Genomic DNA, 17,705 nt, shown 5'->3' with positions numbered 1-17,705 from the left:
TGTTATTCTCTTTAATCTTGGCGACCTAAAACTCTATTTATTTAAGTCGGCCAATAACTCCTTCACTATTTTAAAGTCATCGAAATCCTCCCTAACACCATTAGTTTCCTGATAGGTTTCGTGGCCTTTACCCGCAACCAGTATAATATCATGGGTAGCAGCCAATTGACAAGCCGTTTTAATGGCCTGCTTACGGTTTACTATAGACAATGTTTTGTTGGCATTTTGCGCTTCCACACCCGCTTCCATCTCCTCTATGATAACAGTGGGCGACTCCGACCTGGGGTTATCCGAAGTGAAAATGACTTTATTGCTCAATGCTGTTGCGATATGACCCATAACCGGACGCTTAGACTTATCTCTGTCACCACCACACCCCACGACGGTGATGACATTTTCATTTCCAGTCCTCAATGTATTGATTGTATCAAGTACATTTTTCAAGGCATCCGGTGTATGGGCATAATCAACAATAGCTGTAATTTTTTCTTTTGATATATAATACTGAAACCTTCCATCCACATTTTCCAATTCACTTAGTAAACGAAGAATTTCAAGTTTTTCCAATCCCAATAAATCCGCAGTGGCGTAAATTGCCAACATATTATAGGCGTTAAAATCCCCTATCAATTTGGACCAAACCTCATGGTCATCCATCTTTAGCAATTGGCCGTTGAATTGATTTTCCAATATTTGGGCCCTATAATTAGCATAGGATTTTAAGGCATAGGTGTACTTCCTAGCACTGGTATTCTGCAACATTACCAAGCCGTTCTTATCATCGATATTGGTAAGCGCAAAGGCCTTTTTGGACAACTGATCGAACAACCTCTTCTTAGTATCCCTATACTCCGCAAAAGTTTTGTGGTAATCCAAATGATCGTGGGACAGATTGGTAAAAATAGCGCCTTCAAACACCAACCCTTCCGTTCTCTTTTGATGTATTCCATGCGAACTGACCTCCATAAAACAATACTCAACCCCCTCATCGTTCATGAGCTGAAGGTGCTTGTTGATCGTTAAGGCATCCGGAGTGGTATGGGTGGTGGCATATTCCTTATTATCCACCATTATCTTTATGGTAGATATCAATCCTACCTTAAATCCGGCTTTTTTAAACAATTGATAGAGCAAGCTACTAACCGTGGTCTTTCCGTTGGTTCCGGTCACTCCCACCAATCTTAGGTTCTTAGAGGGATTACCATAATAGTTGGACGCCATAATGGCCAAGGCTTTATTGCCATTATCCACCTGCACATAGGTTATATCATTATCGAACTTTTTGGGTAGCTCTTCACAGACTATGGATTTTGCTCCTGAAGCTATAGCCTTATCTATGAATTGATGCCCATCGGCAACAAGACCTTTTATAGCCACAAAAACATCATCCTGGCCCACCTTTCTGGAATCAAAACATATATGGTTCACCATGATGGAAGTAGATCCACTCACCGCAGAAAGACCAACCCCGTACAATATGTCCTTAAGCGTTTTCATGATAGTACCAATACAATTTTATTGACCTTTTTAAGGTCCGTTCCCTTAGCAATTGACTGCTTCTTAACCTTGCCATTCCCTTTCACCTCTACTTGGATCCCCAAATTTTCAAGGATCGACACCGCATCCATACCACTCATACCTTCCACATTGGGCACTTGGTTATATTTTTTATTGGAAGCCGCAAAGTATCTTTGATAATCCTCTTCCAAGTTCTTGGTCTCCACATCATTAACATCCACCTCATCCACCAAAGGAGAACTTGCATATATTTTTTGGGCAACGGATTTAAATACGGGCCCCGACACATCGGCGCCATAGTACCCTACACTCTTGTCCGGTTCATGAATTACCACGATACAGGAATATTTAGGGTCGTCTGCAGGAAAGTAACCCGCAAAGGTGGAAATGTATTTCATCACCTCAGGATCCTTGGAGACATAATTCTTTTGTGTAGTTCCTGTTTTTCCCGCCATAGAAAAATTGGGCGAATACAAGCCATGCCCGGTACCGTGCTTTTTCTCAACAACATCTTTTAACAATTGCTGTACCTTGCGCGCTGTTTCCTTGGAACAGATAGAAGGATTAATGACCTCCTTCTCAAATTTCAAAATAGTTTTATCCCACTCTTTCACTGCCTTTATAAGCCTAGGTTTTAACATCTCCCCATCATTGGCAATAGCATTATAGAAAGTGAGGGTCTGCAATGGGGTAAGCGAAACTTCGTACCCATGGGACATCCACGCCAGGGAAACCCCAGACCAGCCTTTATCCCCAGGATAACGGATTACCGGGGTACCCTCCCCATTAACCGGCAATCCCAATTCCCTATGAAGGTTCATGTTCATGAGACGGTTGACAAATTTCTCCGGATTGTCCTTATAATTGTTATTGATGATTTTGGCAAATGCCGTATTGGAAGAAACCTCAAATGCCTTGGCGGCGGTTATTTTACCATAGCCCCCGTGTTTGGAATCCCTTACCGTTCTATTGTATACTTTATAAGTTCCTTTTTCTGTATCAATAACCGTATTGGTATCTATAACCTTATCTTCCAAGGCCACGACCATGGACATTAGCTTAAAGGTTGACCCAGGTTCATGAGACTCCCCTATGGCATAATTTAGTCGCTCATAATACTTGCCTTCACTGGTCCTTCCCAAATTGGATATGGCCTTGACCTCTCCGGTCTTGGTTTCCATTACAATTACACAGCCGTGTTCCGCATTATATTTTTCCAATTGCCCCAATAAGGCATGATGCGCAATATCCTGAATATTGATATCGATAGTGGAAACCACATCATAGCCATCCTTGGGCTCCACAATATTATCCCAACCTATAGGCTTCCATTGTCCTTTGGCAATTTTTTGTTTTAACCTCTTACCTTCTACCCCTCTAAGATATTGTCCGAAGGCGCCTTCCAATCCAACCCTAGTATAGTATCCGTCCTCATCAACCCTTTCATAACCAACGCTCCGTTCAGCAATCTTCCCCAAAGGATGTTCACGAACAATTTTTTGTTCTATAATGAGACCACCTTTATAAGGGCCCTTGTTAAAAAGTGGAAACTGTTTTACGGCCACGTAATCCGAGTAATCCAAATTTCTGGCAATCAAGGCGTATCGATTTTTATTCACCTTGGCCTTTCTCAAAAGTTGCTGATAATGGGAGGACGAATTGCCCAACAATTTCGCCAAGGCATCGGACAAAGGCTTTACATTATCCTCAAAATCCCTTTTCCCAACCGTTTCAGCATCAAACCGAATCGTATACCTTGAAACTGAGGTTGCCAGCAAACTGCCGTCATCAGAATATAAATTACCCCTCTTGGGGGCAATGGTGAACATTTTCTCAGTACGATCCATGGCAAGTTTCCGATACTTCTCGCCTTCCACCATCTGTATACTGACCAATTTGACCAAAACGGCAATTGCGAACAGGAATAGGAATCCCGCCACAATATATAATCTGGTCAATATGTTTTTTTCCGTTACAGGCACTGTTATTCGGTTTCGGTTTTAACTTTTATTTTTTTAGGCGGAGTTTCGGACGGAAACAAACCATCCTGCTCCAAAATTCTCAATACAGTGGATTCCAACTTAAGCTCCTGCATATCCGAACGGACATCCACAAACTCGCTCCTCAACTCCTTGACCTGTTCATCCAGGGCTGCAATTTTATGGACTTTTCCATCCGCACTATGGGAACTGGCAATCATAACCGTTGCCAAAAAGGAAACATAAATGATAAACATCCAGTTTTTGGGAGCACCACCACTCACCAAAAACTTTCCTTTTAATATGTCCAATATCCCTTTTCTCATTACTTATAAATTACCCAACTGTATACCTTATTATACCAATTCATTATTATACCAATTCATTATTACAGGTGCCACCTTGGACAATTTCACATTCCTACACTTTAACATCAAACCCGTTCGGCTATCCTAAGCTTGGCACTTCGCGCCCTATTATTCAACTTTATTTCCTCCTTGGAAGGGACTACTAAACCGCCAACCTTTTTCATTGGAACTTCTATGTTCCCATAAAAATCCTTTTCCGGCTCTCCTTCAAACTGGCCGGCCCTAATAAACCTCTTAACCAGCCTGTCCTCCAAGGAATGATAACTAATAACACTCAACCTCCCCCCTTCATTCAACAATTCCGGCACCTGCACCAAGAATTCCTTTATCACCTGTATTTCTTGGTTTACTTCTATTCGTATTGCCTGATAGATCTGAGCCAAAATCTTATGCTCCCTATGTTTTGGCAGATACTGACCAAGAACCTCCTTCAATTGATCGGTGGTTTTTATGGGCGCGTTTTCACGCTGCTCTACAATTGTTTTTGCTATGGCATTTGCGTTCCTAAGGTCACCATACTGAAAAAGAACCCTCCTCAAACCATCATAGTCATATACATTTACCACATCAAAAGCCGAAATCTGGTTCTTTTTGCTCATTCGCATATCCAGATCAGCATCAAAACGGGTAGAAAAACCCCTCTCGGCCTGATCGAATTGATGGGAAGACACTCCAAAATCGGCCAAGATCCCGTCCACCTTCCTTATTCCATAGAACTTCAAAAACTGCTTTATATATCTAAAATTCTCATTGATCAACTGAAATCGCACATCATCTATAGCATTAGCCAATGCATCCTCATCCTGATCAAACGCCAACAGCCTTCCATTTTCCCCTAACCTCTTCAATATCTCCCTGGAATGTCCGCCGCCTCCAAATGTTACGTCCACATAAACTCCATCGGGTCTTATATTGAGCCCATCAACAGACTCTGCCAGCAATACCGGGCTATGATAAGTCATCGTCGTCATCTCCCATTACTTCCTCGGCCAAACTTGCAAAGTCCTCGGCTGTTTCCTCCAATACCTTTTCATAGTTGTCCTTATCCCAAATCTCAACAATATTGATTGCCGAACTCAATACCACCTCTTTCGTAATACCTGCCACATCCACCAAGTTTTTCGGAATCAACAACCTACCGGTAGCATCTATTTCCACCACCTTCACTCCTGCCGAAAATCTCCTTATGAAATCGTTGTTCTTTTTCTTAAACCGGTTCTTTTTGTTCATCTTCTGCATCAAAATATTCCACTCCGCCATAGGATACAACTCCAAACAAGGTTGGAAAACAGAACGTTTTACCACAAAACCATCATTGATTACGGGAGACATTTGATTTTTAAGCGCCACAGGAAGCATCACCCTTCCCTTGGAATCGGCCTTACAATCATATGTTCCAATGAAATTAATCACTTAAAGTAGCTGGTTTTTAATTTAATAACTCAAATATATATAAATTATTACCACAATTTACCACAAAATACCACTTTGTTAATAAAATGCATACTTTATCGACAAACTACACTCCAAATGCACCTTAAAAATTCCACAGAACCGATACCGTAAAAAATCTTTCAACAAAAAATTATCATTAAATATCACCGTTCCAAAAACTTGTCTATACTTGCATAATAATGAAATGCCTATATTTGCCAACTAAGATCAGAAGCTATCCTTAATGGAAAAAAAGATAATTAAAGAGGGGAAATACCGATATATTGAAATGGGTGAAGGAACACCAATTATAATATTACACGGTCTAATGGGAGGATTGAGCAATTTTCACGGGGTCATGAACCATTTTCCACCTAAAGGCTATAAGGTATTGGTTCCCGAGCTTCCTATTTACGATATGCCATTACTTAAAACCAATGTAAAGAGCTTTGCTAAATTTTTGGAAGGTTTTATAGAGCACAAGTCCCTTAAAGATGTAATTCTACTTGGCAATTCGCTTGGCGGACATATTGGCCTGCTCCATACCAAATTATATCCAAAAAAGGTAAAGGCCCTTGTAATAACTGGTAGCTCCGGATTATACGAAAGTGCCATGGGAGATGGTTATCCCAAGCGTGGCGACTATGAATTTATAAAGAAAAAGGCTCAGGATGTATTTTACGATCCTGAAGTAGCTACCAAGGAAATCGTGGACGAAGTATTTGCTACGGTAAACGACCGTATTAAATTGGTTAAAACGCTTGCAATTGCAAAAAGTGCCATTAGACACAACATGTCCAAAGATTTACCGCATATGCTAACCCCTACCTGTATCATATGGGGCAAAAACGATAGCGTTACCCCACCCAATGTGGCTGAGGAATTCCATGCACTACTCCCAGATTCGGATTTATACTGGATAGATAAGTGCGGGCACGCCCCAATGATGGAACACCCACAGGAATTCAATACTGTACTGGACGCCTGGTTGGAGAAAAGAAATTTCTAAGCAAGAATCAAAGTCCGTAACCTATAAAAGCGAACAAATGAAAATTAAGTCGGCCAACTTTGTTATGAGTAATTCCAACGTAGCAAATTGCCCTAAGGAACATTTGCCGGAATACGCATTTATTGGTCGCTCCAACGTTGGAAAGTCCTCCTTGATCAACATGCTTACCCAAAGAAAAAGTTTGGCCAAAACATCTGGTAGACCAGGAAAGACACAACTTATAAACCATTTTAAAATAAACGAAAATTGGTTTTTGGTAGATTTGCCCGGATATGGTTATGCCCGGGTATCCAAAAAGGATAAAAAAACCTTTCAAAAGTATATTACCGACTATTTTATTGAGCGTCAGCAATTGGTATGTGCCTTTGTTTTGATCGATATACGGCATGAACCCCAAAAAGTGGATATGGAATTTTTGGAATGGATGGGAGAAAACCAGATTCCGTTTTGTATGATTTTCACCAAGGCGGATAAATTGAAACCAAAAGCCATAGAAAACCACGTCAATGCCTATATCAAGGAATTATTGGAAGGTGTTTGGGAGGAGGCCCCAAATTATTTTGTCACCTCATCCACCAATGGGATGGGCCAAGAGGAATTGCTTGGTTTTATAGAGGAATTAAATACCAATTTCTTCAAGGCATTAAATTAATGCTACTTTCAGTTTACCGTAAATTAGATCTGCGACAACTTCGCCTCAACGGCAAAAATTAGATCTTCCTGACTTTTCATTTTATTTATCTCTTCTTTATGGAGAAACTCTTGTAGCTTGCCCCCATTAAGAATAAGGACTAGTGGAAAAACGTCTTTAACTTTTCGTTCATAAGCATACCGTTTTTTAAACTCGTCCCTATGAAGAAATTCCATATCCACACCAGAATTCTGCCTAAATTCCTTCCATTTCTTATGTTCAGAAACAAGGCCAAAGGTTATGGCACATAGATTACAATTGTAGGACTTTGGATCCAAGGTTTTATGAATACTATCCAAAAGGGCATTGCCAATCCCCGAATTGGCATTATACACAAATACAAGTCGCTCTGCTGGGATACCTTCCATCTTTATGAATTAAGAATTGACTTTTCCAGCTTAGTCGGCAAACCCCGTAAATACTTAATACTAGAGCACTCTAGAACCTAGTAAGGGTAATAACCTCTGCAGGTAACCTATTTTTTCAACTCCAATTTTTCTGCAAAATAATCGCAAAAATCCTTCATGGTAGCCGTCATTTTTTCATCCTGGGTAGCTTTCATAAATGTGTCGGACAGGGAGACCAAGGTTTGATGAAAAAAAACTTTCATTTCATCTACCGGCATATCCTTTGTCCATAAATCGATCTTTAAGGATTCTTGGTTTTTACTATCCCAAACAGACAATAACATTGCCTTGGCCTTTTCATTGTCTATGCCACCATCTTGTGCCGACCACGATAGCTCTTCAGGAACCCTATTTTCATCCAACCCAACTCTTAATGTAATTTCTGATGTATGTAGTTTTGCCATTGTTTTGTATATGATTTGTATTGACTCTTACAGTTTTCTTGGCTTAAACCCCGATCTTTTGAAAAGTTCTTCCTCAGGCAGGGTCAACATTTCCTGTAATGTAATATTATTGTTATCCATAAAGGCCTTGACTATTTGCCAACCAATATAACGTCCTATTTTGCCAGGTGACTCATTATCCAATTCCAGTTCAAACTTGGAGAAAGGAGCCGGATCCAAAAATCTTGGTCCCAATTTACTATTGGTACTGTACAACAATTCACGTTCTATAAAATAGCGCCAAATCTGTTCCTCGTTGACGTTCGCCCATTCCAATTCATCCGGCGCATAACCTATAATGACAGCTTCCTTCTTTTGAGGCATAAGCTGCTGCATTAAATAGAGCTCCTTACCGTAATAAACAAGCTGCGATAAAAAAGTACGGTCCCGCGGTGGTGCCACAACGGTTTTGGCAAATGCACTGGCCATGTCCCGGGTCAAGTATTGTTTATCCAAATCGTTGGCGATATATCTGGAAATACCTTGATAAAATTTATGGGTACTGCCCAAATAGTTATCCAGACCAACAAGAAGTAGGCTATCCGTTAAAATAATTCTATTGTTGTAATCTACCTCCGAAGTTACTGTAACAACCCTTGGTATTTCATAATTGGGAAAATAGTATTTAATATACCTAAACAACCACTCCATGTCTTGCTTTTCACTTACAAAGTCGGGGAAAGATTTTCCGACCTCATCCATAACTTCCAATTGTAGGGTATCCTGCAATTTTGCCACCCAAATGCTATCCGGATAATTGGCAGGGAAAAGATAGGGATACTTTTCTTTTAGACCTGGAATATCCGTGGGCTTGGCCTCGGCAAATTCCCTATCAAATCTATTAACCTTTATATCTACGTTTATTTTAGCGACCTCATCGGCCAACTTATCGCCGTGAACACAACTACAAAAAATAAAAATTGGGACTAAAACAAAGAATATGGCCTTTTGCATTCTAAAGTAATTCGGTTAATGTTTTAAATATTAAACTCTAGGCTTTATTTTTACGGTGCAAAGTTAAGTTTTTAAACCTTATAAATCGTTCATATGCAAACCGAAAAAGTTATAGACCACATAGTAACATGGTTACGGGAATATGCAAACAATGCAAATATAAAAGGATTTGTAATCGGAATTTCTGGAGGTATAGATTCCGCCGTAACCTCTACTTTATGCGCAAGAACAGGACTACAACTTTTATGTTTGGAAATGCCCATACACCAGGCCGAAAACCAAGTGACCCGTGCATCCAACCATATAGTATGGCTTAAAAAGCACTATCCAAATGTTGAAAGGCTACAGGTAAACCTTACGCCCACGTTTGATAGTTTGGTAGATGCACTACCCGCAGTTGACAACGAGGAAGACAGGTTTATGTCCTTGGCCAATACCAGGGCCAGGTTAAGAATGACCACTTTATATTACTTTGCTGCCCTAAACAAACTGTTGGTAGCCGGTACTGGCAATAAGGTTGAAGATTTCGGCGTGGGCTTCTACACTAAATATGGTGATGGCGGTGTGGATCTAAGTCCGATCGCCGACCTACTTAAAACCGAAGTATACGAAATTGCCAAAGTCCTTGGCATAAACGAAGACATTATTAAAGCTGCGCCCACCGATGGCCTATGGGGAGACGACAGAACCGACGAAGACCAAATTGGGGCATCCTACCCAGAATTGGAGTGGGCCATGCAAATGGATGAAGAAGGAAAGGTGGAGGCGGATTTTTCTGATAGGCAAAAAGAGGTTTTTCAGATATACAAAAGATTCAACCGCTCAAACAAACATAAGATGGTCCCAATTCCCGTTTGTGAAATACCAAATTCGTTAAAATGAACCTCTCACCTAAGAACCAAGTGATTAAATCGAAAAAACATGCTAAAATTTTCGGTTTTCATTAAAAAAATTAAGCTTTGCCTATCTAATTAGATATTTTAACCCTACATTGCATGTCAGTATTTTTAGACATGATTATTGATGTTGAAATCTAGAAAAATAACCCAAAATGATCAAAATTTTAATTGCTGATAATCATCCTATAGTACGGATGGGCGTAAAACAAGTCTTGGATTCTGTTTCCGATATTCAAGTAATAGCCGATGCATCTACCACCACGGAATTATTCAATAAGCTGGAACTTTTTACCCCAGATGTAATTCTTCTGGAAATGGACATCCCAGAAATTAATGGCATTGCAACTCTTAGGAAAATAAAAAAAGAGTACCCCAACATACGGGTTTTGATCTATAGCGGTCAATCTGAAGATGTTTATGCCCTAAGCACCATTCGTGCCGGCGCATTTGGTTACTTGTCCAAAACATCGGATATAGACTACATTATAAGCGCTATACGAAAAGTTAGTGAAGGCAATATGTTTATTACCAATGAATTGGCACAACGCCTTGCTTTTGACGAAGGAACTCAAAAACCAAGAAGGTTTTTCAGAAAACTTTCCACAAGGGAAGTAGAGGTCCTGAAACTCTTGGCCAGTGGCAAGCGAAATAAAGAAGTAGCCCAAGGCTTGGATTTAAACGAAAAAACGGTCAGTACCTACAAGGCGCGTTTAATGCGTAAGCTTAATGTGGACAACTTAGTGGATTTATTACAGCAAGCCAAAGCTTTGGAACTGTACTAGACATAATAACCAATCAATAATAGAAAAGACTGATTTCCTCATAAATAGGACTTCAGTCTTTTTTTTTGTTTACTGCCTCCAGAAATCTTAAGAAAGAACCCTGTTGAGCTTTTTGTTCAACAATACATTAAGTTGAATATAGTTCATGATCTCCTCTAGGGCTTCCATATTTCCCTCCTGATTATTTAAGGTGCTCTCCTGAAGGGAACCTATTCTCTTTTTTATAAGGTAACATCTTAGGGTCAGAATGGTTTCGCTTACCAACTGGGAAATACCTACTTTTTTATCTTTAGGAAATATATCTTTTCGTTCCCAGCTATGTAAAACGTACTTTTCTTCTTCCATTAAAATGGAAGAAATTTCCGAGGCCAATTCCTGGTCCAGATTTGCTATAAAAGTGGTAATGGAAAAAATTTCCTTCTCATTAAGATCCTCCATCAATCTATAATAGATATTTCTAAACTGCTCATTGGCAAGTTCAATTTCATCATCTTGTAGGTCTAGATATATCTTTTCATATACCTTGGCATCCAGGGATTCGGGCTCCAGTACCAAATCTCCCTTTTCATTTTCCTTTAAAACCAGATCCTCGAATTGCTGTTCCAAATCCCCATATAACAGCAACATCTCTATAATCTTACGCTCCAGCTCGTATTGCACATCCACTTTCTGACGCAAGGGTTCGTTCTTGACCACATCAAAGGCCTGCTGCTCCTGTTTTATCTTTTTATTGGCATCCGATACGTCCTTTTTCCCAATCTGCGCCAAAGTATTGAACAAAACCGCCTCGGAAATGTTCATAATCTGCGCACACTCCTGGATATATATTTCCTTCTGTATCCTATCTGGGATCTTAGAGATACTATTAACAATATCCCGTACCGTATCCGCTCTTTTAATAGGGTCGTTCGCCGCTTCCTCTACCAATAAGGAAGCCTTGAACTGAATAAAGTCCTTGGAGTTCTCCTGCAGGTATAGTACCACGTCCTCATAGTCATTGTTTTTGGAAAAACTATCCGGATCTTCCCCTTCAGGAAAGGTACACACCTTTACGTTCATTCCCTGTTCCAGGATCAGGTCTATCCCCCTAAGGGAAGCGCGCAAACCGGCCGCATCCCCATCGAACAAAACCGTTATATTCTTGGTGAGCCTATTTATTAATCTTATCTGATCTGCGGTCAAGGCCGTACCACTGGAAGAAACTACATTGTGAATACCCCGTTGGTACATCTGTATAACATCCGTATACCCCTCTACCAAGTAACAATTGTCTTCCTTGGCAATAGCCTGCTTTGCAAAATAAATACCATACAGTACCTTGCTTTTGTGGTAAATATCGCTTTCCGGGGAGTTTAAGTATTTGGCCGCCTTTTTATCATTGGTCAATATTCTACCTCCAAAACCGAGCACCCTACCGCTCATGCTGTGTATAGGAAACATAACACGCCCTTTAAACCGATCAAAGGTCTTTTTGTTGTCCTTGTCGGCCGCATCATCCTTGACAATAGTAAGACCCGTTTTCTCCAGATAATTTAATTGATATCCCTTATTGAGGGCCGCTTTGGTAAAACCGTCCCATTGGTCCAAACAATAGCCCAGATCAAACTTCTTTATGGTATCTTCCGTAAACCCACGTTCCTTAAAATAACTTAAACCAATGGCCTTGCCTTGTTCCCTTTCCCACAAAACCTCGGAAAAGTATTTTTGTGCAAATTCGGAAACCAGATACATACTCTCCCTTTCATTGGTCTGTTCTTTTTGTTCGTTGCTCAGTTCTGTTTCCTCAATTTCAATATTGTACTTTCTGGCCAAATACTTAATGGCCTCAGGATATGAAAAATGCTCGTGCTCCATTAAAAAAGCCACAACATTCCCGCCTTTACCACTGCTAAAATCCTTCCATATCTGTTTTACCGGCGACACCATAAAGCTAGGGCTGCGCTCATCAGTAAAAGGACTAAGCCCTTTAAAGTTGGAACCCGATTTCTTTAATTGCACAAAATCCCCTATAACCTCCTCCAATCGGGCAGTCTCGTATACTTTGTCTATAGTGGTTTTTGAAATCAACCTTTACATTTTTTAGAAGGTTAAAGATAATACTTAAGGGCTCTAGAAAAAAGGAAAACCATGCTTGTAAAAGAAATATTGCTAAATTGCGATTTCCATTTAGAAGAATAAACCAATAGGAAATGATATTATTTCTAGGAACCAAACCCGGAAAAACAACTTCAAAATTGCTTCAAAATGTGGCCTGTCCCTACTGCGGCAATAAGGACACCTTAACAGCAGTAACAAGTACCACTTATTTTCACTTTTTCTGGATTTCCCTTTTTAGAGTGGGCTCCTTTTCCTCCATAAGCTGTTCCCATTGCAAAAGAACTTATTACCAGGATGAATTTACCGAAGAAATGCAACGCGGTATAGATACCGGAAAGAGTCTGGAACAAACCAACTAATATTAATTCAATTATCACAAACCAAAGTGTGGCCGGAAACCGATTTCATACCGATTACAGAATTAAAGACTTACTTCTTACGGTCCACCACATAGTTCACCATAAGCTTAAGCGAACCTTTATACTCGGAATCCGGATAGGCATCCAATAAGGCCAAGGCTTCCTCCTTATAGGCCAGCATCTTTTTTACGGCATATTCCAGACCGCCGTTCGCTTTTACAAAAGCGATGACTTCCTTTACCCGTTTTTTATCCTTGTTGTGATTTTTAATGGAATTGATCAACCATTTTTTTTCCGTCTTGGAACATTTATTAAGAACATATATCAAGGGCAGGGTCATTTTTTGTTCCTTGATGTCGATACCTGTAGGCTTTCCAATTCTTTCCTCTCCGTAATCGAACAGATCATCCTTGATTTGAAAGGCCATGCCAATAAGCTCCCCAAATTTCCTAAAAATTTCCACATCAGGGGAATCAGGCTTAACGGAACAGGCCCCCAGACTACAGCAAGCAGCAATCAAGGTTGCTGTCTTCTGCCTTATAATGTCGTAATATACCTCCTCGGTAATGTCCAAGCGCCTTGCCTTCTCAATTTGCAGCAATTCGCCCTCACTCATTTCACGTACGGCGACAGAAATAATTTTAAGAAGATCAAAATCCCCATTATCTATAGATAGCAGAAGGCCTTTGGAAAGTAGATAATCCCCTACCAATACGGCTATTTTATTCTTCCACAAAGCATTTACGGAAAAGAAGCCGCGACGTTTATTGCTATCGTCTACCACGTCGTCGTGTACCAAAGTAGCCGTATGTATGAGCTCAATCACCGACGCACCCCTATAGGTCCTTTCGTTTACCCCACCATTATTTAACAATTTCGCCGTAAGAAAGACGAACATTGGGCGCATCTGCTTCCCTTTTCTGTTAACGATATAGTACGTAATCCTATTTAACAAGGCCACCTTGGAAGACATGGATTCATAAAACTTTTTTTCAAAAAGTTCCATTTCCTGATTAATCGGTTCCTTTATTTGGGATACAATTTTCAAGGGATAATTTAAGCTGCTTTGTATAGCCGGTTTAGATGCGTAAAATTAGGTAAAAAAACATAGTAATTAACAGCCTACTCTGGTAATGTAACCCTTATTTAAAGATTTCAGCGAATTTACAATGGAATTCGGCACAAGAGAAAGCTGTCTTCCCTCAATCTAATATTCTTAGGATTTATTGGCCAACTGGCCACAGGCCGCGTCAATATCCTTGCCCCTAGAACGCCTAACGGTCACCGTAATTCCATTTCTTTCCAAGGTATTCACATACATTTCAATAGCGGCATTATTTGCCTGCCGAAATTCCCCATCGTCTATAGGGTTGTACTCAATAAGGTTAACCTTGGAGGGGGCGAACCTACAAAACTCCACTAGGGCGTTAACATCCGTTTGTGTGTCATTTATACCTTCCCAAACCACATATTCATAGGTTATTCTACTTTTTGTTTTTTGGAACCAATATTCCAATGACTCCCTTAGGTCGGCAAGGTTAAAAGTTGCGTTAAAGGGCATTATGGAGGTCCTTATTTCATCTATAGCGGAATGCAGGGAAACCGCCAATTTAAATTTCACCTCCTCATCTGCCATTTTCCTTATCATTTTGGGTACGCCCGAGGTGGATACGGTAATGCGTTTGGGAGACATCCCCAAACCTTCCGGTGAGGTTATCTTATCTATGGCCTTAAGTACATTGTTGTAATTCATCAACGGCTCTCCCATACCCATAAAAACAATATTGCTCAAAGGGCGATCAAAATATAACCTGCTCTCATTATCAATGGCCACCACTTGGTCATAGATCTCGTCCGGGTTAAGATTTCTCATCCGCTTTAGTCGGGCTGTGGCACAAAACCTACAGTCCAAACTACAGCCAACTTGACTGGACACACAGGCGGTAGTCCTGGTTTTGGTAGGAATTAAAACAGATTCTACAATAAGGTCATCATGTAGTCGAACTGCATTTTTAATGGTTCCGTCACTACTTCGTTGCATTTGATCTACCTTAATATGGTTGATCACAAAATTATCCTCCAACATCTGCCTGGTTTCCTTGGAAATATTGGTCATATCCTCAAAGGTATGTGCCGATTTTTGCCACAGCCATTCATAGACCTGATTGCCCCTAAAGGCCTTGTCTCCTTGGGATTCAAAGAACAACCTAAGCTGATCTTTGGTAAATGCCCTTATATCCCTTTTGTTTTTTGCAACTTCCACTTCCTAAAGATAAATGATTCTATAAAAAAATCCCGTCAATCCACAATAACCTGCGATACTGACGGGATTCTAGTATTTATTTGGATACTATAAAATCAACATGGCATCGCCATAAGAATAAAATTTATATCCTTCCAATATAGCCTCTTTATATGCTTTTTTCATCAAATCGTGTCCCATAAAGGCCGAAACCATCATTAATAGAGTTGATTTTGGCAGATGAAAATTGGTGACCATGGCATTGGCGATACTAAAGTCGTATGGAGGAAAAACAAACTTGTTCGTCCAACCATCAAAGGTATTTAAGGTCTGCTGAGAAGAAACGGCACTTTCCAAAGCCCTCATAGCGGTAGTACCTACGGCACATACTTTTCGCTTCTTAAGTTTGGCAGCATTAACAATTTCCGTTGCCTTTTCGTCAATGATCAATTCCTCACTATCCATCTTGTGCTTGGAAAGATCTTCAACCTCCACAGGATTAAAAGTCCCCAGACCTACATGCAGGGTAACCTCCGCAAAATCGATTCCCTTAATTTCCAATCTTTTCAACAAATGTTTGGAAAAATGCAAACCAGCAGTAGGCGCTGCCACCGCCCCTTCGTGCTTGGCATAAATAGTTTGATATCTTTTTTCGTCTTCGGCCTCTACCTTTCTTTTAATGTATTTTGGCAAAGGGGTTTCTCCCAACTCCTTTAATTTTCTTCTGAAATCGGTATAGGAACCATCATACAGGAACCTCAGTGTTCTTCCCCTTGAAGTGGTATTATCTATTACCTCGGCCACTAGGGTCTCGTCATCACCAAAATAAAGTTTGTTCCCTATTCTTATTTTACGCGCCGGATCTACCAATACATCCCAAAGACGTTGTTCCTCATTTAACTCACGCAATAAAAATACTTCTATTCTGGCACCAGTCTTTTCTTTATTGCCATATAATCTAGCAGGAAAAACCTTAGTGTTGTTAAGCACCATAACATCGCCCTCATCAAAATAGTCTATAAGGTCCTTGAACATTTTGTGCTCAATTTTACCTGTATCCCTGTGTATCACCATTAATCTGGACTCATCTCTGTTCTCTGCCGGATACTCTGCCAATAATTCGTTTGGAAGTTCAAAATTGAAGTGCGATAATTTCATTTAGTATATTCCTTAATTTTAGATTCATGTTTAGCGGCTGCAAATATACGACGATGTAGGGGGCGATGTCAAGTAAAACCCTATTTAAATAAAAATCAAATGGTCTGCACCTTGAATTTTAGATTTTTCAAATCCTCCCAAAAGTCGGGATATGATTTGGATACGACTTCCGCATCGTTTACGAAAAGTGTAGTCTTGAGGGCCAATGGAGCAAAGGCCATGGCCATTCTATGATCGTTATAGGTATCTATTGCAATTTCCTTTTTTATTTCCTTGGAAACCTCCAAAGTCAAAGTTTTGTCGGTGACGGATATGGATGCGCCCAATTTGGTCAATTCGGTCTTTAATGCTTCCAGCCTGTCGGTTTCCTTAATTTTAAGTGTATGCAGGCCCGTCATATGACAACCTACCCCCAAACCTAAACAAGTCACGGCAATGGTCTGCGCTATATCCGGTGCATTTGCCAGATCAAAATTGAAAGTACTATTGTTGGGTGCTCCAATTTTTTTCAAAGTAACCTCATGGCCCTGAAAGCTGGTTTCCACCCCAAAATCCTTGTAAATTTCCTTAAGGACACTATCCCCCTGAAGGCTGTTCTTGCTATAGGCGGACAACGATATTTCCGTGCCTATCTCACAAAGCGCTGCTATGCCATAAAAATAGGAGGCGGAACTCCAATCGGATTCTACCACCTGGGTGGTAGGCTCAACTGTTTCTTTCGGAGACACCTTAATGGTATTTCCATTAAAGGAACTCACTACCCCAATTTGGGAAAGCAGTCCCAAGGTCATTTTTATATAGGGTACCGATGTAATCTTACCCACCAATTCCAACTCAATTCCATTCTCCAGACTTGGTGCTATTAATAATAAAGCCGAAATATACTGACTACTGATATCTGCGGGCAGACTAACTTTATGTTTCGTCAGCTTTTTACCTTTAATGGCTATAGGCGGATACCCCTCGTCCTTTAGGTAACTTATATCAGCACCCAGAATCCTCAAGGCCTCTACCAATACTTTTATTGGTCTTTCGGTCATTCGTTTAGATCCCGTTAGGGTAACATCTTTGTTTTCCTGTGACGCAAAATAGGCGGTCAAAAAACGCATGGCTGTACCTGCATGGTGAATATCTACCACACCATTACTGACCTGCAACCCCTTTTGCATAACTTCGGCATCATCGGAATTGGAAAGATTATCTATTTTTATAGAGGGAAACAGCGCCTGCAACAACAACAATCTATTGGATTCGCTTTTGGATCCTGTTATTTTTACTGTTGATTTTATCAGGGTTTGCGATGGGGCAGATAAATGTAACTTCAATTTTTATGGAATTTTTAAGACGTATTTAGTATTTTTTGTT

Annotated in this window: 18 protein-coding genes; 5 read left to right on the top strand and 13 right to left on the bottom strand. The window is 40.3% G+C overall.

The window, feature by feature from the left end; all coding sequences use genetic code 11:
- Window positions 1-33: 33 nt before the first annotated feature.
- The 5 genes from B9Y87_RS01430 to mraZ form a co-directional block, all read right to left on the bottom strand.
- A complete protein-coding gene (locus tag B9Y87_RS01430) occupies window positions 34-1,497 on the bottom strand; it encodes a UDP-N-acetylmuramoyl-L-alanyl-D-glutamate--2,6-diaminopimelate ligase (RefSeq protein WP_085495487.1) in 1,464 nt (487 codons plus the stop codon).
- Window positions 1,494-3,500 (bottom strand): penicillin-binding protein, encoded by a 2,007-nt coding sequence (locus B9Y87_RS01425; RefSeq protein ID WP_085495484.1) that lies wholly within the window; start codon window positions 3,498-3,500, stop codon window positions 1,494-1,496. Before B9Y87_RS01425 ends, B9Y87_RS01430 begins: the two co-directional genes overlap by 4 nt.
- A gap of 2 nt (window positions 3,501-3,502) precedes the next feature.
- Window positions 3,503-3,823, bottom strand: coding sequence for an FtsL-like putative cell division protein (locus tag B9Y87_RS01420; protein ID WP_072865195.1), 321 nt, complete (start codon window positions 3,821-3,823; stop codon window positions 3,503-3,505).
- A 107-nt stretch (window positions 3,824-3,930) separates the two neighbouring features.
- Entirely contained in the window at window positions 3,931-4,836 is a 906-nt protein-coding gene (rsmH, locus tag B9Y87_RS01415; protein WP_245808617.1) for a 16S rRNA (cytosine(1402)-N(4))-methyltransferase RsmH, read from the bottom strand.
- On the bottom strand, window positions 4,814-5,278 hold the full coding sequence (gene mraZ, locus B9Y87_RS01410; RefSeq protein ID WP_085495478.1) for a division/cell wall cluster transcriptional repressor MraZ: 465 nt from the start codon (window positions 5,276-5,278) through the stop codon (window positions 4,814-4,816). Before mraZ ends, rsmH begins: the two co-directional genes overlap by 23 nt.
- A 265-nt stretch (window positions 5,279-5,543) precedes the next feature.
- Between mraZ and B9Y87_RS01405 the strand changes: the two genes are divergently transcribed.
- Window positions 5,544-6,308, top strand: coding sequence for an alpha/beta fold hydrolase (locus tag B9Y87_RS01405; RefSeq protein WP_085495475.1), 765 nt, complete (start codon window positions 5,544-5,546; stop codon window positions 6,306-6,308).
- Between the two features lie 37 nt (window positions 6,309-6,345).
- Window positions 6,346-6,960: a ribosome biogenesis GTP-binding protein YihA/YsxC gene (gene yihA / locus B9Y87_RS01400; protein ID WP_085495473.1), complete on the top strand. Its 615-nt coding sequence runs from the start codon at window positions 6,346-6,348 to the stop codon at window positions 6,958-6,960.
- A 23-nt stretch (window positions 6,961-6,983) separates the two neighbouring features.
- Here the strand turns inward: yihA and B9Y87_RS01395 are convergent, their stop codons facing one another.
- The 3 genes from B9Y87_RS01395 to gldB all read right to left on the bottom strand — a co-directional run bounded on the left by B9Y87_RS01395 (window position 6,984) and on the right by gldB (window position 8,803).
- Window positions 6,984-7,367, bottom strand: coding sequence for a GTPase (locus tag B9Y87_RS01395; protein ID WP_085495471.1), 384 nt, complete (start codon window positions 7,365-7,367; stop codon window positions 6,984-6,986).
- Between the two features lie 107 nt (window positions 7,368-7,474).
- Window positions 7,475-7,810: a gliding motility protein GldC gene (gldC, locus tag B9Y87_RS01390; protein WP_072865182.1), complete on the bottom strand. Its 336-nt coding sequence runs from the start codon at window positions 7,808-7,810 to the stop codon at window positions 7,475-7,477.
- Window positions 7,811-7,837: 27 nt separating this feature from the next.
- Window positions 7,838-8,803, bottom strand: coding sequence for a gliding motility lipoprotein GldB (gene gldB / locus B9Y87_RS01385; protein ID WP_085495469.1), 966 nt, complete (start codon window positions 8,801-8,803; stop codon window positions 7,838-7,840).
- Window positions 8,804-8,896: 93 nt separating this feature from the next.
- Between gldB and nadE the strand changes: the two genes are divergently transcribed.
- Together nadE and B9Y87_RS01375 are read left to right on the top strand one after the other, a co-directional pair.
- Entirely contained in the window at window positions 8,897-9,685 is a 789-nt protein-coding gene (nadE, locus tag B9Y87_RS01380) for an NAD(+) synthase (RefSeq protein ID WP_085495467.1), read from the top strand.
- A gap of 169 nt (window positions 9,686-9,854) precedes the next feature.
- The gene (locus tag B9Y87_RS01375; protein WP_085495466.1) at window positions 9,855-10,484 is read left to right on the top strand and encodes a response regulator; all 630 of its coding nucleotides are present in this window, start codon (window positions 9,855-9,857) and stop codon (window positions 10,482-10,484) included.
- A gap of 87 nt (window positions 10,485-10,571) precedes the next feature.
- Here the strand turns inward: B9Y87_RS01375 and dnaG are convergent, their stop codons facing one another.
- Window positions 10,572-12,551 carry a DNA primase gene (gene dnaG / locus B9Y87_RS01370; protein WP_085495464.1) on the bottom strand — a complete coding sequence of 660 codons (1,980 nt, stop codon included), beginning with the start codon at window positions 12,549-12,551 and terminating at the stop codon, window positions 10,572-10,574.
- 122 nt (window positions 12,552-12,673) lie between these two features.
- Here dnaG and B9Y87_RS01365 point away from each other — a divergent pair, with 122 nt between their 5' ends.
- Window positions 12,674-12,940, top strand: coding sequence for a zinc-ribbon domain-containing protein (locus tag B9Y87_RS01365; RefSeq protein ID WP_085495462.1), 267 nt, complete (start codon window positions 12,674-12,676; stop codon window positions 12,938-12,940).
- A 70-nt stretch (window positions 12,941-13,010) separates the two neighbouring features.
- On the opposite strand, the gene B9Y87_RS01360 is transcribed toward B9Y87_RS01365, so the two are convergent.
- The 4 genes from B9Y87_RS01360 to B9Y87_RS01345 form a co-directional block, all read right to left on the bottom strand.
- On the bottom strand, window positions 13,011-13,988 hold the full coding sequence (locus B9Y87_RS01360; protein WP_085495460.1) for a polyprenyl synthetase family protein: 978 nt from the start codon (window positions 13,986-13,988) through the stop codon (window positions 13,011-13,013).
- 168 nt (window positions 13,989-14,156) lie between these two features.
- A complete protein-coding gene (gene rlmN, locus B9Y87_RS01355; protein WP_085495458.1) occupies window positions 14,157-15,203 on the bottom strand; it encodes a dual-specificity RNA methyltransferase RlmN in 1,047 nt (348 codons plus the stop codon).
- Window positions 15,204-15,290: 87 nt separating this feature from the next.
- Window positions 15,291-16,340 (bottom strand): tRNA preQ1(34) S-adenosylmethionine ribosyltransferase-isomerase QueA, encoded by a 1,050-nt coding sequence (gene queA / locus B9Y87_RS01350; protein ID WP_085495456.1) that lies wholly within the window; start codon window positions 16,338-16,340, stop codon window positions 15,291-15,293.
- A 95-nt stretch (window positions 16,341-16,435) separates the two neighbouring features.
- Complete coding sequence (locus B9Y87_RS01345; protein WP_085495454.1) at window positions 16,436-17,665, bottom strand: 3-phosphoshikimate 1-carboxyvinyltransferase; 1,230 nt, start codon at window positions 17,663-17,665, stop codon at window positions 16,436-16,438.
- Between the last annotated feature and the right edge of the window lie 40 nt (window positions 17,666-17,705).

The sequence above is a fragment of the Arenibacter troitsensis genome (genome assembly GCF_900177645.1).
GTDB lineage: Bacteria > Bacteroidota > Bacteroidia > Flavobacteriales > Flavobacteriaceae > Arenibacter > Arenibacter troitsensis.
Note: the sequence above shows the minus strand (reverse complement) of the source record. Positions and strands in the feature narration are given on the sequence as shown.